At 63.0% G+C, this 21,403-nt stretch carries 16 protein-coding genes; 8 read left to right on the forward strand and 8 right to left on the reverse strand.

Annotated features, from left to right (window positions below; translation table 11 throughout):
- Positions 1 to 184: 184 nt before the first annotated feature.
- Positions 185 to 3,238, reverse strand: coding sequence for a ligand-binding sensor domain-containing diguanylate cyclase (locus G4Y73_RS13380; protein ID WP_164232322.1), 3,054 nt, complete (start codon positions 3,236 to 3,238; stop codon positions 185 to 187).
- 117 nt (positions 3,239 to 3,355) lie between these two features.
- Here G4Y73_RS13380 and prmC point away from each other — a divergent pair, with 117 nt between their 5' ends.
- From prmC to arsS, 7 genes are all read left to right on the forward strand, one after another.
- Positions 3,356 to 4,210, forward strand: a complete 855-nt coding sequence (gene prmC, locus G4Y73_RS13385) for a peptide chain release factor N(5)-glutamine methyltransferase (RefSeq protein WP_240451363.1) — start codon at positions 3,356 to 3,358, stop codon at positions 4,208 to 4,210.
- A 97-nt stretch (positions 4,211 to 4,307) separates the two neighbouring features.
- Positions 4,308 to 6,455: an FAD-dependent oxidoreductase gene (locus G4Y73_RS13390; protein WP_164232323.1), complete on the forward strand. Its 2,148-nt coding sequence runs from the start codon at positions 4,308 to 4,310 to the stop codon at positions 6,453 to 6,455.
- Between the two features lie 107 nt (positions 6,456 to 6,562).
- Positions 6,563 to 6,970, forward strand: a complete 408-nt coding sequence (gene rnk, locus G4Y73_RS13395; protein WP_164232324.1) for a nucleoside diphosphate kinase regulator — start codon at positions 6,563 to 6,565, stop codon at positions 6,968 to 6,970.
- Between the two features lie 4 nt (positions 6,971 to 6,974).
- Positions 6,975 to 7,652: a glycosyltransferase gene (locus tag G4Y73_RS13400; protein ID WP_164232325.1), complete on the forward strand. Its 678-nt coding sequence runs from the start codon at positions 6,975 to 6,977 to the stop codon at positions 7,650 to 7,652.
- Positions 7,649 to 8,341 (forward strand): DUF2064 domain-containing protein, encoded by a 693-nt coding sequence (locus G4Y73_RS13405; protein WP_164232326.1) that lies wholly within the window; start codon positions 7,649 to 7,651, stop codon positions 8,339 to 8,341. Before G4Y73_RS13400 ends, G4Y73_RS13405 begins: the two co-directional genes overlap by 4 nt.
- 6 nt (positions 8,342 to 8,347) lie before the next feature.
- Positions 8,348 to 9,163, forward strand: coding sequence for a sterol desaturase family protein (locus G4Y73_RS13410; RefSeq protein ID WP_346426860.1), 816 nt, complete (start codon positions 8,348 to 8,350; stop codon positions 9,161 to 9,163).
- Positions 9,156 to 10,118, forward strand: coding sequence for an arsenosugar biosynthesis radical SAM (seleno)protein ArsS (gene arsS / locus G4Y73_RS13415; protein WP_164232327.1), 963 nt, complete (start codon positions 9,156 to 9,158; stop codon positions 10,116 to 10,118). Before G4Y73_RS13410 ends, arsS begins: the two co-directional genes overlap by 8 nt.
- On the opposite strand, the gene G4Y73_RS13420 is transcribed toward arsS, so the two are convergent.
- From G4Y73_RS13420 to G4Y73_RS13430, 3 genes are all read right to left on the reverse strand, one after another.
- The gene (locus G4Y73_RS13420) at positions 10,089 to 10,805 is read right to left on the reverse strand and encodes a hypothetical protein (protein WP_164232328.1); all 717 of its coding nucleotides are present in this window, start codon (positions 10,803 to 10,805) and stop codon (positions 10,089 to 10,091) included. The two genes, arsS and G4Y73_RS13420, sit on opposite strands and share 30 nt — an antisense overlap.
- Before the next feature lie 68 nt (positions 10,806 to 10,873).
- The gene (locus G4Y73_RS13425) at positions 10,874 to 12,484 is read right to left on the reverse strand and encodes a peptide MFS transporter (protein WP_164232329.1); all 1,611 of its coding nucleotides are present in this window, start codon (positions 12,482 to 12,484) and stop codon (positions 10,874 to 10,876) included.
- A 104-nt stretch (positions 12,485 to 12,588) separates the two neighbouring features.
- On the reverse strand, positions 12,589 to 16,182 hold the full coding sequence (locus G4Y73_RS13430; protein ID WP_164232330.1) for a methylmalonyl-CoA mutase family protein: 3,594 nt from the start codon (positions 16,180 to 16,182) through the stop codon (positions 12,589 to 12,591).
- A 197-nt stretch (positions 16,183 to 16,379) separates the two neighbouring features.
- On the opposite strand from G4Y73_RS13430, the gene G4Y73_RS13435 reads away from it, so the two are divergent.
- Positions 16,380 to 16,661: a metalloregulator ArsR/SmtB family transcription factor gene (locus tag G4Y73_RS13435; RefSeq protein WP_240451364.1), complete on the forward strand. Its 282-nt coding sequence runs from the start codon at positions 16,380 to 16,382 to the stop codon at positions 16,659 to 16,661.
- Here G4Y73_RS13435 and G4Y73_RS13440 read toward each other — a convergent pair.
- The 4 genes from G4Y73_RS13440 to G4Y73_RS13455 all read right to left on the reverse strand — a co-directional run bounded on the left by G4Y73_RS13440 (position 16,624) and on the right by G4Y73_RS13455 (position 21,335).
- Positions 16,624 to 18,033: a sodium/proline symporter gene (locus tag G4Y73_RS13440; protein WP_164232332.1), complete on the reverse strand. Its 1,410-nt coding sequence runs from the start codon at positions 18,031 to 18,033 to the stop codon at positions 16,624 to 16,626. The two genes, G4Y73_RS13435 and G4Y73_RS13440, sit on opposite strands and share 38 nt — an antisense overlap.
- Positions 18,034 to 18,119: 86 nt before the next feature.
- Entirely contained in the window at positions 18,120 to 19,283 is a 1,164-nt protein-coding gene (locus G4Y73_RS13445) for a hypothetical protein (RefSeq protein ID WP_164232333.1), read from the reverse strand.
- A gap of 191 nt (positions 19,284 to 19,474) precedes the next feature.
- Positions 19,475 to 19,975, reverse strand: a complete 501-nt coding sequence (locus G4Y73_RS13450; RefSeq protein WP_164232334.1) for a response regulator — start codon at positions 19,973 to 19,975, stop codon at positions 19,475 to 19,477.
- A gap of 76 nt (positions 19,976 to 20,051) precedes the next feature.
- Complete coding sequence (locus tag G4Y73_RS13455) at positions 20,052 to 21,335, reverse strand: HD-GYP domain-containing protein (RefSeq protein WP_164232335.1); 1,284 nt, start codon at positions 21,333 to 21,335, stop codon at positions 20,052 to 20,054.
- Positions 21,336 to 21,403: the final 68 nt, after the last annotated feature.

The raw sequence follows: 21,403 nt of genomic DNA on the forward strand, positions 1-21,403 counted from the left end.
AACGCGTTCCCCCGAACCGCCGATCCGGCTTCGCCGGGCGGTTAGATGGCTGACACGAGGTCAGCGACCTTCGGTTCCGTCCCTGGCCACCATCCCCGCCAATTTCCAAGCATCCGCCTTCGGTCGAGGCCTTCCACCGAACCGCCTATCGCGCTGCGCGCGGCGGTTAGATAGCCGGGTGTGATCAACCGCCCTCGCGGCGCCGTAACTGCCCCTGTGCGATCAGCTGGTCCGGGTCTTCCTTGACCTGCTGCATGAATTCATCGCCACTCGACACGACGAGACCTTCTCCTGGCTCGAGTTGGACCCAACGGTCCCGGCCGGCGCCCTTGGCCTGGTAGACGGCAACGTCGGCCAGCTGGACAACCTGCTCCCAGTCGACCGCATCGTTGGGCTTGCCAAAGGGGTAGCAGGCAATGCCAATCGAACAGGTCAGCCCCAGATCCTGGCCTGCGTCGTCGATGGTGAATCGGTTGGCACGAACACCTTCAATCATGCGCTGGGCAATCTGGTGCGCCTGCCCACACTCGGTCTGACAGGCCACGACGAGAAACTCCTCCCCGCCCCAGCGAATCATGTAGTCGCTATCACGCAACTGCCGGCCCAAGGTGCGACTGAACTCGAGCAGGATGCGGTCACCGGCATCATGACCGTGGACATCGTTGATCTGCTTGAAGTTATCGAGATCGACCATCAGAAACGCAACATCGCCGTTGACAGGATCATCGTCGTGATGCGCCCGCCGGCTGCGCGCAATGTCGTCACCGATCCGGTCGAACAGGTAGCGCCGATTGGGAAGCCCGGTAAGCTGGTCGCTGCGTGCCATGTGGCGCAGGCGGTCATTGGCCTCGCTCAATTCCGCGGTACGGCTCCCGACCAGGTGCTGCAAACGTCGACGTGTGGCCTCGATCTGCCGCAAGCGCAGGTGAATAACGCCCCAGACCAGAAGGGCGAGCGTCGCGCCACACAACAAGATGAACCAGGTCCTGGCCCAGAACGGAGCGTCAACCGAAAACTCGAAGCGATCCGGGTGCTCGCTCCAGACTCCATCTGGATTACGGGCCATGACCTCGAACCGGTATTCGCCGTGCCCCAGATTGGCGTAGGTGACCTGCCGGTTATCGGTCGGTTCGGACCACCGCTCGCCGGCGCCGAGCAGACGATAGCGGAATCGCACCGCGTCTTCATCCTGAAAGCTCAATCCAGCGTAGTTGATCGTCAGGCTGCCGGGTCGATGCGGCAGCCGTTGCCCACTCTCCACCGGCTGTCGGTCCAGTTCGACCGACTCGATCACCACCGGCGGCGCGACCGAATTGCTGTATTCACCGTCCGGGTCGTAGCGCATCAACCCGTCGGCCGAAGCAAACCACAGCATGCCGTCACCGGTCTGAAACGCGCCGGTTGCGCCGCCCTCGAGGTGCAACAGGCCGTCGCGCTCGGAGTAATTGACGAAGTTGTCGTCCTCCATTCGGGACAGCCCGCGGTTGGTATAGGCCCACAATCGGCCACGATCATCCTCCAGCACTTGCCAGACCGAGTCGTCGACCAGGCCATCGCGGCTCGTGTACTGCTCGATGCGGCCATCGGGCCAGACGCGGAAGATACCGTCCCCATTGCTGCCTACCCACATCGAGCCGTTCGGGGAAGGAGCGATATCCCAGAGCATCTCATCGGTCAGGCCCTCGGCGGCCTGATAGGAAGCCACGGTCCCGTCCGGCTCGCGGATCAGCAAGCCGTGGCGGAGCGTCGCAAACCACAGGCGACCGGCCGAGTCCTCGCGGATACGAAGGGCAAAGGCCTGCGCCAGTTTTCCGTCAGAGGGAGTTTGAAGCTCGCCATTCTCGCGCCAGCGCACCCCGCGAGTGCTGCCGATCCAGAGTCGGTCGCCGCCGTCGATCAGCAGCGAGTGAATCTCCTCGGCCGGCAGGCCATCCCCGGCATCGATCAGCTCGGTAACACCTTTTTCATCGTGCAAGTGCGCCACACCCTGCCCGGTCGCAATCCATGCGCTTTCCCGGCCTGTAAAGGCAATACTGAAGATCCGGTTGTCGGGCAGGCCATCGGAACGCAGGATGGGTCGCGATTCGTCGAAACGCCAGCGCCCGTCGCGTTTCGTGACGATCTGCAGACCCTCACGCGTGCCCAGCCAGAGCCGGCCCTGATCATCCTCGTTGATGGTTCGCACGAACGAGGCCAGCAGGCCGTTCTTGGTCGAGAACCCCTCGAAAGGTCCAGGCAGCACCTTGATCAGACCCTGGTCGCTACCAATCCACATCAGACCTTCGCGGTCCTGCTCCAGCGACAAGGTACGATTATTGGACAAACCTTCCCGGGTGGTCAGCAGCTCGGGCCCTTCGCTGCCTCCACGAATCAGTCCTTCAGGCGTTGCCGCCCAAAGGGTGCCGTCGGAATCGAAGGTGATGTCATCGATTCGGGTCCCGGACGGAATCGGTAACGCCCGCTCCTCGATCCCACCGGTGACCGGATCCAGGCGAAACAGGGTGCCGTTACTGCCGATCCACAGTTCGCCATCGTGGATTTCCAGGTCGTACACGGTCGAGCCATTAGCCGGAAGGGGCTGCCTTTCCAGCTCGGCCGCCGCCAGCAAGAACAGGCCCGCCTGGCCCCCAACCCAGAGACGCCCGTTATCATCCAGCGCAAGGGCGTGCACGACTGCCGACCCCGCCAGTCCGGCCCAGCCCTCGACCGGCTTGAACTGGTCATCTTCAAAAACAAACAAACCCTCGTCGGCAGCCACCCAAAGCATGCCGCCATCGATCTGAAGATCGTTGACCATCAGTTCATCTACATTATCCGGGTTGAAGCAATCGAACCGCCCTGCCTTGCGCCGACAGAGGCCGCGCGCAGTGCCGACCCAGACGGTTCCGCGGGTATCGGATTCGACCACGTTGATGTAGCTGGTAGAGAGCCCGGCGTCGGTTCGGAAAACTTCGAAACGGTTGCCGTTATAACGTGCCAGGCCGCCGTAGGTCCCGACCCACAGGTAGCCGAGTTCGTCCTGGTGCACACTGCTGATCTGGATCTGTGGAATGCCGTCACGCGTGTCGTAGAGGCGCAGGTTCAGCTGCCCGGCACCCGCGAGTGTCGGCATCAGGGCCAGGATTAACAGGAACGCAAGCGAACCGCCACTGAGCTTGCGGCAGTCTCGTTCCGACTTGCGCCCCCCTTTGGGCGACGACCCGACCTCACGGTCAAGCCGTTCATAGCAACTCGGCATTAGCTGGTTTTCATTCCCCTTTCAGTAATACCGGTATCATCCGGGATAAGCCGCACGCAAACAAGTCGCCTGGCGGCAGCAATGAGAGTCTGGTCACGAAGCGGGAGTGCAAGCCTGATGCAATCGACCACGTCTGCCGAGTGCGGTATGCCGGCAACGATCGGGCGGGCGGTGACGAACGCAGCGGCCCGTCTGGGTGAACGCCTCGAGGCCGAACTACTGCTGGCCCACGCGCTCGAACGCGACCGCGCCTGGCTGTACGCCCATGCCGGTGACCCGATCGAGGCCGAGCGGTGGCGCGCCTGCCTCGAGTTGGTCCGGCAACGTCAATGCGGTCGCCCGGTCGCCTACCTGCTTGGTCAGCGCGAGTTCTACGGCCGCGAGTTCGAGGTCGGCGACGGCGTCCTGATCCCGCGCCCGGAAACCGAGCTGCTGATCGATATCGCGCTGCAGTTGCCCCTGCCCGAGCAGGCACGCGTCGTCGATGTCGGCACCGGCTCGGGCTGCATCGCCCTGACGCTCGCCCTGGAACGTCCGGGCTGGCAGGTGATGGCCACCGATATTTCGGCCGAGGCCCTGGCGATTGCACACCGGAACCGCAAATGGCTGGGTGCCGACGCAGTCGAACTGCTGCGGGGCAATCTGCTCGAGCCGCTGGTCAATATTCACCCGGACCTGGTGATCTCCAACCCCCCTTACGTGGCCGAGGGCGATCCGCACCTTGCGCGAGGCGATGTCCGTTTCGAGCCGCAAACGGCGCTGGTCGCCGGGTCCGATGGGCTCGATGTCATCCGCGAACTCGTGCAACAGTCGGCGCGGGCACTGGCCGCTGGTGGATGTCTGCTGATCGAACATGGTCATGATCAGGCCGGCGAGGTCCGGCATTTGCTGCAGGCGGCGGATTTCCATGCGATCGCCTCGCACCGTGACCTGGCCGGAATCGAACGCGTTACGCTGGGCCGAAGGACTTGAGTTGCTCACAGGCACGCCATAGGGAAAACGCGTATATCGCCTCGACCAGCGGCCGGTTAAGCTGCCGACTTGAACCTTCATATCGAGGTGAAAACCGATGAGTTCACGCCTGCTTCTGCGCCTGGCCGTGGCATGCCTCTTCCTGGCGGCCATCGTCGCCTTCGTGGCGCTGGACCTGCAGCAGTACCTGAACCTCGAGACCTTGCGCGAGCGGCGCGACGCCCTGCTGACCTGGACGCAGGACAACCTGCTGCTGGCCCTGGCCGTCTACATGGCCATCTATATCGTCATGGCCGCCCTGTCGGTACCCGGCGCGGCCGTCCTGACCCTGGCCGGCGGCGCCTTGTTCGGAGTCGTCACCGGCACGATTGCGGTGTCATTCGCCAGCACTATCGGTGCAACCCTGGTTTTTCTTGCCGCGCGTTTTCTCTTCCGGGAAGCCATCCAGAGACGCTTCCGCAAGCGCCTGGAGAAGATCAATGCCGGCGTCGAAAAGGACGGCGCCTTCTACCTGCTGGCCCTCAGGCTGGTGCCCGTATTCCCATTCTGGGTCATCAACCTGGTCATGGCGCTCACGCCGATCCGCACCTGGACCTACTACTGGGTCAGCCAGCTCGGCATGCTTCCGGCCACGGTCGTCTACGTGAATGCAGGCACCCAGCTCGCCCAGGTCGACTCGGTCGGCGACGTGCTCTCACCCGGACTGATCGGTGCCTTCGTGCTGCTGGGATTGCTGCCACTGATCCTGCGCTGGCTGCTGCGATTGCTCAAGACGCGCAAGGTCTACGCCGGCTTTAGCAAACCCGGGCATTTCGACTATAACCTGATCGTCATCGGCGCAGGTTCGGCCGGCCTCGTCTCGGCCTACATTGGCGCCACGGTCAAGGCGAAAGTCGCGCTGATCGAGAAACACCGCATGGGCGGCGACTGCCTGAATACCGGTTGCGTGCCGTCCAAGGCCCTGATCCGCATGGCGCGCGCGATGGCCGAGGCGCGCGACAGTAAGCGCTACGGAATACGTCGCATGGAAGCCGAACTCGACTTCGGTGAAGTGATGGCGCGGGTGCGCGAAGCGATCCGGAAGATCGCACCGCACGACTCCCCGGAGCGCTACGAGGCGATGGGCGTGGATGTCATCAAGGCCGAGGCGAAGCTGGTCTCGCCCTGGGAAGTCGAGGTCGAAGGGCGGCGCATCAGCGCGCGCGCGATTGTGCTGGCCACCGGCGCCGAACCCCTGGTGCCGCCAATCGAGGGGCTCGACAAGGTCGATTATCTGACCAGCGATACGCTGTGGGATCTCGAACAACTGCCCGAGCGCCTGGTGGTGCTCGGCGGCGGGCCGATCGGCGCCGAGTTGACCCAGGCCTTTGCCCGTCTGGGTTCGAAGGTGACCGTGGTCGAGATGGCAGAGCACCTCCTGCCGCGCGAAGACGCCGAAGCCGGCCAGTTGCTGGCCGAACACCTTGAGCGCGACGGCGTGCTGGTCGCGACTTCCCACAAGGCCCTGCGGGTCGAATCCAACGCCGAAGGCCGGCGACTGGTGTGCGAACACGACGGCGAGGAGACTGCATTCGAGTTCTCCCACCTGCTGGTCGCCCTCGGACGCAGGACCCGGACCGCGGGCTACGGCCTGGAGGAACTGGGCGTGCGGATCGACGACGCGGGCCGGCTCGACGTCGACGGCTTCCAGCGCAGCAACTTCCCCAATATCTACGTCTGTGGCGATGCCGCCGGACCCTATCAGTTCACGCATGTAGCCTCCCACCAGGCCTGGTCGGCGGCAGTCAATGCCCTGATCAGTCCGCTATGGTCGTTCCGCACGGACTACCGCGTCATTCCCTGGGTGACCTTCACCGATCCGGAAGTCGCCCGGGTCGGCCTGAGCGAGGACGAAGCACGCGAGCGGGAGATCGATGTCGAAGTGACCACCTACAGCCTGGACGATCTCGATCGCGCGATTGCCGACAGTGCCGACTACGGCCACGTCAAGGTGCTGACCGAGCCCGGCAAGGATCGCATCCTCGGTGCGACCATCGTCGGCGCCCATGCCGGCGAGATGCTGCCCGAATTCGTGCTCGCCATGAAGCATGGCCTGGGCCTGAACAAGCTGCTCGGCACGATTCATGTCTACCCCACCTTCAGCGAGGCCAACAAGTTTGCCGCCGGGGAGTGGAAGAGGGCCCACCAGCCCGAAACCGCCCTGCGCTGGGCCGAGCGCTTCTTCACCTGGCGGCGAGGGCACTGATCCCCTTTTCATCGCGAAAGGGTTACACTTGGACAAGTGATGGGCCGGTGGCCGTCGATTTGGCGGTGCCGGCCCTTTGTGCATGCGAACAAGCTTCAGGAACTGTCATGACAGCCAGACCCCACATCGTCCTATCCTCGATCGATTTGCACCGGTTGGAGAACTTGCTCGACGACCTGCCCCCGGGTGCCTTTCCCGGGCGCGACGAGCTGGAGACCGAACTGGCCCGCGGCGAGCTGACCGAACCGGCCGATATGCCCGCCGACGTCGTCAGCATGAACTCGACCGTGCGATTTTTGGCGGACGGACACCGCTATACCAAGACCCTCGTCTATCCCGCCAACCTGAAGGACTCGGGCGAGCAAATCTCGGTGATGGCGCCAGTCGGCAGCGCATTGCTGGGCATGCGAGAGGGCGACAGCATCGACTGGCCGCGTCCCGGTGGCGGCACGATGCAGGTCGAAGTCGAAGAAATCGTCTTCCAGCCCGAGCGTGAGGGCGAGCTGCATCGCTGAAGCGGTGACCAAGCCCATACTGAGCATTATCGTGCCCATCGCGCCGGGTGAGCAGCCGGATCCCGGACTCCTGCCTGTCCTCGGCACTTCCTCGCCAGCTTCAGAGCTGATCGTCTCACTGGCCGGAAACGACTCGGCAGATGCATTGCCCCCAGCCGCGCAACTCGTTCGCAGTTCGGCCGGGCGCGGCCGACAACTTAATTGCGGAGCCGCGCAGGCCAAAGGCCAGTGGCTGTGGTTCGTGCATGCCGACTGCCGTCTCGAGCCGGGCGCCGTCGAGCGCGTCCTGGATTTTGCAGAAAAGCACCATCAGGCCATCGGCTATGCCCGGCTTCGCTTTCTCGACGACGGTCCGGGCCTGGCGCGACTCAACGCCCTCGGTGCCAACCTGCGCTCGCGCCTGCTTGGCCTGCCCTACGGCGACCAGGGGCTGTGCATTCCCGCCGAACGATTTGGTCAACTGGATGGCTTCCGTGAAGACCTCGAGCGCGGGGAAGACCTCGACTTCATAGTGCGCGCCCGGCGCGCCGGCCTGAAGACACAGCCCATGGAGATGACCATACGGACAAGCGCCCGCCGCTATCGCAAGAACGGCTGGCTGACCACGACGATCAGGCACCAGGTCGCAGCCTGGCACCTGATCCGCAATGCCCGCCGGAACGAGGGGTCGAATCGGACATGAGCGCCATTGCCATTTTCGTCAAGACGCCCGGACGATCTCCGGTCAAGACCCGGCTGGCCAGAACAATCGGCCCCGGGCGTGCCGAATCGCTCTACCGCCGCTGCGCGGCAGCGGTGGCCGAGGTTGCCGGAATCGCCGCCGAGCACGTCTACTGGGCACTGGCCGAACAGCCCGGGGATGTCGCTTCAGAATGGCCGGGATTGGCCCATCTCGAGCAGGGCCAGGGCAGCCTTGGCGAACGCATGCACCGCGTGTTTTCCGAGCTGGTAACCAGGCACGGCAGCGGTTTTCTGCTCGGTGCCGACACCCCACAGCTCGATCCGGCTGAACTGGTCCGGGCGGCCGCTTGGCTGGACACTGATCGACCGCGCCACGTGATCGGACCAGCCCGGGATGGCGGTTTCTGGTCCATAGGCGGCAATCACGTAACGGCCATGCAGCAATGGACACGCGTTCCTTACAGCCGTGTTGATACGCTGTTCGAGTTCAGGCGATCATTGGGTAACGAATCCGAGTGGCTGGAGCTGACGAACCTGACCGACCTGGATACGCAAGAAGACATGGAACGAGTCGCCACAGAGTTACGGAGCCTGAATCAGCCCCTGCCCTCGCAAATAGCGCTGGCTCAAGCGCTCGAAGCCCGGGTGGGCGATGGTCCGTTGCCTGATCCCCTGAACCCTGAACCCTGAACTCTGGTGCAATCCGAACCCCTCATCCGCCTCACCATCTTCCTGGCCACCCTGGCGGTATTGCTGATTGCCCAGCGCTTATGGCCGGCGCGCGGCGATGGACGCTGGAGCATGCGCCAGCTCACCAACGCGGCCCTGGTTGCCATCGACACCCTGGTGCTGCGCCTGGCCTTTCCGGTACTGGCCGTCACCTTTGCCGTGCAGGTCCATGGCGGCGGGCTGTACGGCTGGCTGGACTGGCCGGCCTGGCTGGAGATCGTCACGGCGATACTGCTTCTTGACGTTGCCATCTACTGGCAACACCGACTGCTTCACACCATTCCGGTCCTGTGGCGCATGCATCGCGTGCATCACGCCGACACCGGCTTCGACGTAACCACCGGCGTGCGTTTTCATCCCCTCGAGATCGTCCTGTCGATGGGTATCAAGCTGGCGCTGGTCTGGCTGCTGGCCCCGCACCCACTCGCCGTGCTCATCTTCGAAATCCTGCTTTCGGCCGGCTCACTGTTCACCCACTCCGACTTCCGCTTTCCGCCGGCGCTCGACCGGCGTCTGCGCTGGCTGATCGTCACCCCCTCCATGCACCGCATTCACCACTCGACCTGGCGCCCCGAGACCGACAGCAACTACGGTTTTCACCTGTCGACCTGGGACAGGATCTTCGACAGCTACACACCGGCACCTCGCGAAGACGAACGCAGGATGCTGATCGGGCTGGAGCGATTCCGCTCGCCGCGGGAGCAATCCTTGATTTCGCTTCTGATCAATCCCTTCCGTCGCGACACCGCCGCGGACCGAAAACCGGAGAACGACGATGCGTGAAAGCTGGCCCCTGCTCGAACGAAGCGACTTCCCGGCCATCGCCCGCGACCGGCTCGATACCCTGCAAATGAACCTGGGCTATCTGTGCAACCTCAGCTGCATTCACTGCCACGTCAATGCCGGGCCGAAACGCACCGAGCTGATGGACCGCGCGACCATGGAGACGGCACTGAACGTGGCCGATCGATTCGAAGCGACCACCCTGGACCTGACCGGCGGCTCGCCGGAGATGAACCCCGATTTCCGCTGGCTGGTCGAGCGGGCGAGAGCCAGGGGACTGCATGTAATGGACCGGCTCAATCCCACCATCATGAATGAACTCGGCTATGAGTGGGTCGGCAAGTTCCTGGCGCAGCATGAGGTTGAAGTGGTCGCCTCCCTGCCCTGCTACTCGAAGGACAACGTCGACGCCCAGCGCGGCAACGGCGTATTCGAATCGTCCATCAGCGCCTTGCAACAGCTCAACGCGCTTGGTTACGGCAAGTCCGGATCAGGGCGGATACTCAACCTGGTCTACAACCCGCTCGGCGCCAGCCTGCCACCACCGCAGGGCGCGCTCGAGGCCGACTACAAGCGCCTGCTGGCTGAAGAGTTCAATATCCACTTCAATCACCTGTTCACGCTCACCAACATGCCGATCAAGCGCTTCGGCGCCATCCTGCTCAGCAAGGGTGAATTCGGCAACTACATGACGCTGCTCAAGAATGCCTACCAGCCCGAGAACCTCAAGGCCGTGATGTGCCGTAGCCTGCTCAGCGTTGACTACCGTGGTTACGTCTACGACTGTGACTTCAACCAGATGCTGGGACTGCCGCTGGAAGGCAAGCGGCAGCCTACGCGCCTGCAGGATCTTCTGGAGGTCGACTCGCTGCCAAGGAAAATCGGCGTGGCCGATCACTGCTATGGCTGCACGGCCGGTCAGGGTTCAAGCTGCGGTGGCGCCCTGGCGAGCTAGGGCGTTCGCCCTGTAGTAGTTGATCAGCACAAAGATTGCCATGGCCAGCGCCAGCATCAGTTCGGCCGGCTCCTGGTCGCGGAAGACGATGAACTCGCCGATAACCAGCCGCTGCCCGAGCAGACTCGGCTGAACCCACTGGGCCAGCTCGATCAGGCCGTAGACCAGCAGCAGGACGGCGAAGTAGCTGGCCAGGTACCAGTCGGCGATGACGAAGCGCCGGAGCGACTGCTCTGCCGGCGGCCAGATCGCATTCAACAACCAGGCAAAGCTGCCGTAGGCCCCCACGCACAGGTAAGCCACGTGCAGGTAGATCATCAGGGGTTCGAGGTTGTGAACGGTCAGCTCGTTCTGGAGATTGACAGCCGCCACGCGCTCGGGCGTTGCGATCCCGAAAAGCCGTTGCCCCCAGCTGATTTCGTCCATCGCCACGACCAGCAAGCCGATGCCGAGCAGCCAGTAAAGTCCGCAATGAAGTTTCAGGCCCGTCGCGACCAGGCGACGACCGGCCAGGATCGCGACGATCCCGGCACCGAAAAAGAGTAGGAACTGGAGGTTTTCGACCAGGCCGTCCTCGCGTACCAGCGACTTGTAGTGCAACGGTGCTTCGAGCTTGAGTAGCACCATGGCAACAAGCAGTCCCAGTGGCAGCAGGAACAGGACCCAGCTTGCGCGTTGGTCATGCATCACAGTCTGCCGCAGGCGTCCCGGAAATCCGGCCGGCGGCCGGACTCCGGTTGATCCACGTCGACGGATCAGTCGCGACGGTCCCGGCCGGCCGGCACATCGGCGTCGAAGGCACCCGGCTCGTCCTGGCGAGTATGGTCATCATCGCCCGGGACTTTATCCAGGGCTGCCATGCGCTTGAGGAAGGGCGTGGCGACCAGGAAGCCGACGGTCACGACACCGCAGAAAATCACAACGTTGCGATACAGCTCGGGGAACTCGGAGACACGATCACCGCTGAACGAACCGGCCAGCAGGCCGGCCAGCAGGTTACCCAGCGCGGCACCGAAGAACCACATACCCATCATCTGGCTGTAGTACTGGCGTGGGGCCAGCTTGGAGGTCGCCGAAAGGCCGATCGGGCTGACGCACAACTCACCGGTGGTGTGGAACAGATAGGTCAGCAGCAACCAGGTGGGCAGCACTTGGTCGCCGTCCTGGATCAGCGAACCGGCTATCCACATGAAACCGAAGCCGATGCCAAGCTGAGCGAAACCAAGCGCGAACTTCATTGGAGTTGACGGGTCGAGATTACGTCGGCCCAGATTGATCCAGAGCGCCGAGAAAAACGGTGCGAAGATCAGGATGTAGACCGGGTTAAGTGACTGGAAGGCCTCGGCGGGAATCACGATGCCCAGCATCTCGCGCGCCGTGTAGCGCTCGGCAAAGAGGTTGAGTGAAGAACCAGCCTGCTCGAAGCCCGCCCAGAACAGGGCCGCGCCGATAAACAGCGCCACCAGCACTACGGTGCGTCGCCGCTCCAGGCCGGTCAGCTCCTTGTCGAGCAGAACGCGGCCGAAGAACAGAACGGCGACCGCGACAATCACATAGACGCTGTATTCGGCCAGCATCTGCGCGTTGATCTCCACCACGCCACCAAGCGCCAGGAAGGCAATCAGGAACAGCAGTGCAGTGCCGGCATAGATCGCCCAGGACATGTACTTCGTCTGCGCCTGCTTGTGGGCGGGTGTGGGGTGCGGCTTCTTGCCAAACTCACCCAGGTGCTTCTGGGTGAGTCGATAGACAACCAGGCCGGCAATCATGCCTACTGCGGCCGCGGCGAAACCCCAGTGCCAGCCGACGTTGACGCGCAAAAGCCCGCAGATAAACGGCCCCAGTGCGGCGCCGACATTGATGCCCATGTAGTAGATCACGTAGCCGGCATCACGGCGCGCACCGCCCTCCGGATAAAGCTCGCCCACGCAACTGGAGATGTTGGGCTTGAGCAGGCCGGTACCGACAACGATCAGGACCAGGCCAATATAGAAGCCGAATAACTCCGGCACCAGGCCGAAGCCGGGTAGCGACAGTACGATATGGCCAGCGGCGATGATGATGCCCCCGTACCAGATGGCATTCTGCTGGCCGAAGATGCGGTCGGCCAGCCAGCCGCCCGGCAGCGCGGCGAGGTAAACGCCAGCGGTGTAGAGGCCATAGATCGCCGACGCGGTCGGATCGTCCATGCCCAGGCCACCTTCCAGCACCGCGGCAGTCATGAACAGCACCAGCAGTGCCCGCATGCCGTAGTAGCTGAAACGCTCCCACAGCTCGGTAAAGAACAGTGTGCCTAGACCGGCCGGATGACCGAAGAAGCGACGCTGACCCGGGATCGCCGGGCTCCCCTCGTTATTCTGGGACATCAAATAAATCCTCTTTTATGGTTCTCGTCGACCCGGGGAGTTGACCAGAAATCCCCGGGGGAATCAAGGCACGTCCCGAACGGCCGCTCACAGCAAGGGCAGCATTACATGCTGCGCCGGTATTCACCACCGACTTCGTAGAGGGCGTGCGATATCTGGCCGAGCGAGCAGCACTTGACCGCCTCCATCAGGGCTTCGAAGGTATTGCCGCGTTCGCGCGCGACCGTCTGCAGCTGCTCGACGGCCTCTTTCGCACGCGTCTCGTTTCGCTGGCGAAACGCCTGCACGTTGGCCACCTGCTGCTGCTTCTCGTTCTCGGTGGAACGGGCCAATTCGATCGCCCCGCCTTCCTGTTCACTGCCTTCCGGCGGCAGGAAGGTATTCACCCCGACCAGCGGCAGCGAACCGTCGTGCTTCTTGTGCTCGTAGTAGAGCGACTCTTCCTGGATCTTGCCGCGCTGGTACATGGTGTCCATTGCGCCGAGTACGCCGCCACGCTCGGAGATGCGCTCGAATTCGGCATAGACGGCGTCTTCGACCAGGTCGGTGAGCTGGTCGACGATATAGCTGCCCTGGAACGGGTTTTCGTTGTAATTGAGACCCAGTTCCTTGTTGATGATCATCTGGATGGCCACAGCACGCCGCACCGATTCCTCGGTCGGCGTGGTGATCGCCTCGTCGTAGGCATTGGTGTGCAGGCTGTTGCAATTGTCGAAGATCGCGTAGAGCGCCTGCAGGGTAGTCCGGATATCGTTGAACTGGATTTCCTGGGCGTGCAGCGAGCGGCCCGAGGTCTGGATGTGGTACTTGAGCATCTGCGAGCGCTTGCTGGCGCCGTAGCGCTCGCGCATGGCACGCGCCCAGATGCGTCGCGCCACCCGGCCGATGACCGAGTACTCGGGATCCATGCCGTTGGAGAAGAAGAAACTGAGGTTCGGGGCGAACTCGTCGATGTCCATGCCCCGTGCCAGGTAATACTCGACGATGGTAAAGCCGTTCGACAAGGTGAAAGCCAGCTGGCTGATCGGATTCGCCCCGGCCTCGGCGATGTGATAGCCCGAGATCGATACCGAGTAGAAATTCCTGACACCCTTGTCGATGAAGTATTGCTGGATGTCACCCATCATGTGCAGGGCGAACTCGGTTGAGAAGATGCAGGTGTTCTGGGCCTGGTCCTCCTTGAGGATATCGGCCTGTACCGTGCCCCTGACGACCTTGAGTGTATCGGCCTTGATCTTCTCGTAGGTGTCGGCGTCGACCAGCTGATCCCCCGTGACACCCAGCATGCCCAGACCCAGCCCGTCGTTGCTTGCGGGCAAATCGCCGGTGTATTCCGGCACGTCGTCCCCGAGCAGTTCGGCGCGCTTTTTCTGCGCGGCCTCCCACTGGCCGGATTCCTTCAAGTGCTTTTCGACCTGCTGGTCGATGGCCGTGTTCATGAACATCGCCATGAGCATCGGCGCCGGACCGTTGATGGTCATCGACACGGAGGTGGTCGGATCGGCCAGGTCGAAGCCCGAATAGAGCTTCTTCATGTCGTCGAGGGTGGCAATGGAGACACCCGAATTGCCGACCTTGCCGTAGATGTCAGGCCGCTCGGCCGGATCCTCGCCGTAGAGGGTGACCGAATCGAAGGCGGTCGACAGGCGCTTGGCTGGCTGTCCTTCCGAGACGTAATGAAAACGGCGATTGGTCCGCTCCGGCGTGCCCTCGCCGGCAAACATGCGGATCGGGTCCTCGTTGGTACGCCGGTAGGGGTAGACGCCGCCGGTATAGGGATAGTGCCCGGGCAAGTGCTCCTTCATCAGGAACACCAGCAGGTCGCCCCAGTCGGAGGTCTGCGGCGGCGCGATCTTGGGAATCTGCAGCTTCGACAACGACTCCCGGTAGTTGGAGCCGGTAATCGTCTTGCCGCGAACCTCGTAGCTGAATTCATCGGCTTCGACCGCGGCCTTCAGGTCGGGCCACTGGCGAAGGAGATCGAGGGCTTGTTGGGGGAGGGCTTTGAGGGCTTCGGCGTAGCGTTGGCGAAGCGTTGTGATCGTGGCGTCCTCGCCCGGTTCTTCGGATTCGGGACTCGGGACTCGGGACTCGGGACTCGCGGAGTCCGGGACCAGAGGAGCCGGAAGATTTCCGGGCGTGAATTCGCGCAGCACTTCGTAATAATGCTGGGCACGGCGGGCTTCTTCAGCAAATTCGAGAATCTTTTCGTTGAGCGTCTTGCCCTGCTCGGCAATCTCCGCCAGGTAGCGCACCCGATTGCCAGGGATCAGCACCGAGGCCGACGGCTCGTGATCGTCCAACTCCACATCCGGATCAAAATCACAACGCTCGCTGCCCCACCCCGAGTCCCGGCCTTTTTCCGAGTCCCGATCTCCACTCTTGTCGGAATCCGATCCCCCATCAGATACCCCATTCTCCCGCAGAAGCCGGCACAAATTCACAAACATCCACGTCAGCGCCGGATCATTGAACTGGCTGGCGATGGTCGGGTAGACCGGCACGTCCTCGTCAGCCAGGTCGAAGGCCAGGCGGTTTCGCTTCCACTGTTTGCGAACATCACGCAACGCGTCCTGCGAGCCCTGACGGTCGAACTTGTTGAGTACCACCAGCTCGGCGAAGTCGAGCATGTCGATCTTTTCTAGCTGGCTGGCCGCGCCGAAATCGGAGGTCATCACGTAGACCGGGAAATCGACCAGATCGACCACCTCGGAATCCGACTGGCCGATGCCCGCGGTTTCCAGGATCACCAGGTCAAAGCCGCTGCTGCGCAGAAGCGCCAGGGTATCGGCCACCACTTCGGACGTGGCCAGGTGCTGCCTCCGCGTCGCCATCGAGCGCATGAACACGCGCTCGGAGCGAAGTGAATTCATGCGGATGCGATCACCCAGCAACGCCCCGCCGGTGCGCCGGCGCGTCGGATCGACCGCCAGTACCGCAATGCGCATGTCGGGGAAGTACTGCAGGAAGCGGTTGAGCAACTCGTCGGTCACGGAGGACTTGCCCGCCCCGCCTGTACCCGTCAGCCCTATGATCGGGACTCGGGACTCGGGACTCGGGACTCGCACCTTCTTACGTAATTGCGCCAGCTCATGTTCTGTAATGGTTCCGTTCTCGATGGCAGAAAGCTTCCGCGCGACTAGCTGCGTGTCGATCCGGCCTTCCGAGTCCCGAGTCCCGAGTCCCGAGTCCCGTTCACCAGCACCTGCCGAAGTCGATCCCGCCTGTCGCTCTTCCCGAGCCTGTCGGGTCCGCTCCACCAGATCCCCAATCATCTCCTTGAGCCCCATCTTCATCCCGTGCTCGGGGTGGTAGATGCGAGTGACTCCATAGTCCTCGAGTTCGCGGATTTCATCGAGCGTGATCGTGCCGCCGCCTCCGCCGAAGACCTTGATGTGACTGGCGCCGAGCTCGTCGAGCATGTCGACCATGTACTTGAAATACTCGATGTGCCCGCCCTGGTAGGAACTGACCGCAATGGCATCAGCATCCTCGCAGATGGCCGCGCGCACGATGTCGGCCACCGAGCGGTTGTGTCCCAGGTGGATGACTTCGCAGCCCTCGGCCTGGATCAGTCGGCGCATCAGGTTGATGGCGGCATCGTGTCCGTCGAACAGGCTGGCGGCCGTCACCATCCGCAGCGGCAGATCATTCTTGGCGCCGGGCGCCCGCGACAGGGTTTCTGCAGTCTGGCTCATGAGCGTCGGTTTCGTGAGGAATTGTTAACGTGCCATTGTATCCCGGCAGGCCTTCTAGCCCCAAACTGACCGTATCCGGCCCCGGGTACTTCGAAACCTTTGCGAAGCGGGCACCAGTTGAGTAATAATCGGCGGCTATGGCAAGCGTATCCACTCTGGCAACGAACGGGCCGGTCGACAAACCGGAACCACGGGAAATGGCAAGGCACGCCGAGCAGGCCTCGGGCTTTCTGAAGCTGATGGCCAATCCGCATCGGCTGATGATCCTGTGCCATTTACTCGACAACGAGCTTTCGGTCAGCGGACTCAACTCGCACCTGCCGCTGAGCCAGTCGGCACTGTCGCAGCACCTGGCCGTATTGCGCAATGCCGGCCTGGTCCAGACTCGCCGCGAGCAACAGACGGTCTTCTATTCCCTGGCCAGTGACCAGGTCTCTGCGATCATGTCCGTGCTGTATCAGGAGTTTTGCCAGCCCTGACCCGTCCGGCGAGGGCAATGACCAGGGCAATGGCGAAGGGCAGCAGGCGCTCGATCGCATTGCCCGGCGCCTGCCCCGGATAGATACTGATCAGCACCGTCAGCGAAAACCCGGTCAGCATTGCCGCCAGTCGGTAGCGCGAACGCACCCCGCCTGAAAACAGCAGCACGATCAGCAGTGGACCAAAGGCATTGCCGAGCGCCTGCCAGGCAAACAGCACGCGATCGAAAATCGAATCCGGGAACCACAACGCCAGCACCACAGCTGCGACCCCCAGCAGCAGGATTACCACTCGATCGAGCATGAGCGAACCGTTGCCGCGCCTGAGATCGTGGCTGACCGCGGAACCGGCCACCAGCAGCTGGCTGTCCGAGGTCGACATGATGGCGGCCAGTACGCCGCCGGTCACGAGCCCACCCAGAACGGCCGGCAGCAGATCCACCGCCAGCTCCAGCAATACAGACTCACCATCGGGCAATTCGGGCATCAACACCCGACCGCACCAACCCAGCACCACCATGCCGACATAAATCACTGCCGCCCAGGACAGAGCGATGCTGCGGGCGAATCGGATTTCGCAGCTCGACCGCAGGGCCATGAACCGGTTGACCACGTGAGGCTGCCCGGGGTAGCCGAGGCCGATCCCGAACAGTCCGGCAATGAAGACCATCGACAGCAGCAGGCCGGGCTGATCGACGACCCGCATCAATGAAGGATCCTCGAGCGCCCGCAGTCCGGACTGAAGTTCCGCGGGGCCACCGACCGCCACCAGCGCCACAACCGGCAGGACGGCCGCGACGAACAGCATCATCAGGCCCTGCAGTGCGTCGGTGACGCTCGCCGCCCAGAACCCGCCAAGAAAGACGTAGGCGATCACGATTGCCGCCCCGGCAAGGATGGCGACGGCAGTGTCGACCGTCAGGGCCGTAGCGATGGCGGTGCCGGCCGCCTGGAACTGCGATGCGACGTAGAAGGTGAAGCAGAACAGGATGATGGCGGCCCCGAAAGCGCGAATTCGCTGTTCATTGGCCGCGTCCGAGCCGCGGCCGAGAAACTCCACCAGGGTCAGCGCCCCGTTCTCGTGACTGGCCGGCTGCAGCTTCGGCGCGATGAAGACCCAGTTGATGAAAAATCCCGACCAGATGGCCGGGATCAGCCAGAGCGCCTGCAGGCCCCAGGCGTAGGCCGCGCCGCTGACGCCCAGCAGGGTCCAGGCCGACGACGAACTGGCCGAAGCGCTCAAAGAGGCCACGATCGGACCCATGCGGCGTCCGGCCAGGTGAAAGTCGGACGTGTCGCCGACGCGTCGCTGCGCCCAGATTCCGATCAATATCAGCACGACGAGATAGGCGACGAGCGTGACTGCGACCATGCGGCAACTCCGGAATTGCGGGGCCGCTCAGTGTAGCGGATGCCGGGCACGGCGCGCGGGCAGCGCGCCGATTCACCCCCGGGCGGTCAGAGCTTCCAGGTCAGGCGCGCGTACATGTCGCGGTCCTGCTGCAGCTCCGATGCGCCCAGGCGCCGCTCGATCTCCTCGCGGTAGCGCAGGCGAAAGTCCAGCCGCAGCTTTGTGTTGAAGTGATGCTGGTAGCGGATCTCGTAGAGATGATTGTTGTTACTGAAGTCATTGGATGTCAGCCAGCCGGCTTCGACCCGACCGTAGACCACGCCGAGATTGTGACCGGGGCGGATGTCGAACAGGTTGGCGCTGACCTGATAGCCGTCACCGGCCACGTCGTCGATGGTGCCGAGCTGCATCGTGCTTTGCTGCGGCGTGTTGAAGGCGCGACCGAACTCGCCGGCCAGCACGAAGCGCATGCCGGCACTGCCCACCGGCCACTCCGCGGCCGCCTTGGCGGTGGCTGTCAGGTAATCGTCCCGGCGCGCATCGCCGACTCCATGAGTGGCCAGCGCGTCGGGAATCCAGTGGAGCGTGAGCATGCGCATCGACACCGGCCCCCAGCGCTCGGTGGAACGCAGGCCGAGGTAGGCGCCAACGCGCGAGCCGCTGTCGGAAAAATCGATCGGGGCGCGCGCCGTGTTGCCCGTGCCGCGCCGGTGGTTGAGCTGGGCAATCACATGGCTCTCCCAGCCCGCGCCGAGCTGGCTGATCCAGTGCACACCGTCGGTCCAGCCGATGCCGACATTGGAGGCGTCATTGCGGTCCAGGCTCTTATCCGGCACGACCGGCAGCTTGAATCCCGTCTGGAAGCGACCCACGCGCAGCTGGTGACGCTGCGCATCGTCGGCCCATTGCAGGAAAAACTCGTCGAGATGCACCTCGCCCGGCCGCGTGCCCGTACCCGAGGCCCGGTAGCGATCGAACTCCAGCGAATAGTCGTTGCCGTCAGTGGTGACCCAGGTGGCCACTCGCCCCCGAAACAACCAGTTGTCGGAAAGCTCGCGCTGTGCGAACAACCTGAAGCGGCCACGCAGGCTCTCGGCACTGCTCTCATTGCCGTCGCGTCCGTCGCGCTCGCTGGCATAGAAACCGCCACGCAGGTCACCACCGAACTCCCAGCCGCGGTTTGGAGCCTCCTGGCCCTGCGCCGGTCCGGCCAGTGCGATGAGGGCCAGGCAGATGCCGGTCAAGCCGGTGACAAGAACAAGTTTCTTCATGATGACGTTTCCCGCTGTGTATTTCAGATCAGGCCGCAGCCACTGCGCGCAGATTTTGTGGCAGGAATATGACAGCAATATGAAATCGTCACAAATCCGAATTCAAAACGTCATTCGAGGTTATTCGCCTGTCCGGCCGGAAGTCTATTCGAGTCGCAAGTACGAAGCTTTGATCGGGGTCAAGAACGAAATCAGAGATCTGCCGGCTCCGCTGCCGGCCGCTCCCGGGCAGGTAACTCACCGTCGCTGACCAGGCGCTCGATGCGGGAAAAGACCTCGTAGCGACCGAACGGCTTTTTCATGAAATCGTCGGCGCCGATCTTCTTCAGATAGAACTCCTCCACGGCCTGGGGATTGCCGCTGATCATGATCACCGGAACCGACTCGGTCGCCGGATCGCGCCGGAACTGGCGCAGGGCCGAGAACCCGCTCATCCCGGGCAGGACGATGTCGAGAAAGATCAGGTCGGGCGGATCGGTCCGGGCCTTTTCCAGGGCAGCTTCGGCGCTGTCGGCGCTGTCGGTCTCATAGCCGTTCTGGCCGAGCATGTGGCCGAGAGCGGCAACGATCGTTTGCGAATCGTCCACGATCAGTACCCGAAGACCCTTGCGCGCGTTCTTCCGCCGGGTACTCCGACGGTCGTCCGGCTGTCGCATGCCGAGCAATCGACGAAAGCGATCGAGCTGGCTCATGTTTTTCTCCCTCTGAACGTTGCAACCCGCGAAGGCATTACCGGAAACCCTCTAGCCAATTATGGCCTGGGCGCGCTCAGTCGAGTGCCGACACCAGCATGGCCTTGACATTGATGCCGGGCAGACCGTCCGGCAACACCTCATCGATGTGGATGAGCGGGTTGCCGTCGGCATCGCGCAGCTCCGCCAGATCGACACGCTCACCCGGCCGATAGCCCGCCGAACCCTGAACGAGCTTGCGCACGACCGGATAGAAGCCGTGCATGATATTCGTTTCCTCGACCACCGCCAGCTCATCACTCGACAGGCGCACCAGGGTGCCCGGTGCTACCCAGCCAAGGAAGTGAATGAAGGTTTCGACCATCTTGCGATCGAACTTGTGCGAACGCCCACGCCAAAGAACGCCCAGGGCGTCGTGGTGTGAGCGTGCCGGCCGGTAGCTTCGTTGCGAGGTCACGGCATCGTAAACGTCGACCACCGAGACCAGGCGCGAGATCTGGTTGATGTCACCAATCGACTTGCCGTAGGGGTAACCCTTGCCGTCGGTACGCTCATGATGTTCCAACGCGGCCAGTGCCACCACCGGATCCAGTTCGTCACGCGTCGACAGCATCTCGTATCCCTTGAGCGTATGCGTTTTGACGTGGCGATATTCCTCCTCGGTCAACAGGTCGGGCTTGTTGAGAATGGACGCATCGGTATCGACATTGCCGACATCGTGCAGCAGCGCCGCCAGGCCGGCCTTCTCGATCATGTCTGGCGGCCACTCCAGTGCATGCGCCAGACCCAGCGCAAGAATGGCCGAGTTGATCGAGTGTTGCGCTGTGTAGTCGTCACGATCCTTGATGCGGGTCAGCCATACCATTGCCGCGAGATTCTGCTGCAGGAAACCGGCCAGTTCGGCCACGACCTTCTCGGCCGTCTTGATTTCCAGTGTGCCGCGCTGGGAAAAGCCACGAATCATCTGTCGCGCCTGGCTGTCGATCAGATTGTAGGCGCGCAATGCGACCCCGACGCTGTCTTTGTCGATGCGCTCACCGCGTAGGGCATTGGCCGGGTGCTCCAGGCTGGACGAGAGCTGCGGCGCTTCATCCTCGGCAGGCTGGGTCCCGGCCGGACGTCTGAGCGGTTTCGAAACCGGCGTGTCACTGCGTTCGTGATCGATCACCACCCACTCACAGTGATCTTCGAACCACTCGCGGGTTTTCTCGTTGTCGATGAGCACGCCCTGCAGGGGAAATGGCGTATCGATCCAGGGAATATCGAGGCGCACCACGAAATTGCCCACCTCCAGATCGGAAGGGTGGACGATCATTTCGCGGCTCCAGATCGAGTCGGATGATGCCTTGTCGCGGGCCATTGACAATTACACGGACAACTTCAGCCCATTATGCCAGCATTCACCGATCGCTCACCAACCGGTGACAG

The organism is Wenzhouxiangella sp. XN201 (assembly GCF_011008905.1).
GTDB lineage: Bacteria > Pseudomonadota > Gammaproteobacteria > Xanthomonadales > Wenzhouxiangellaceae > Wenzhouxiangella.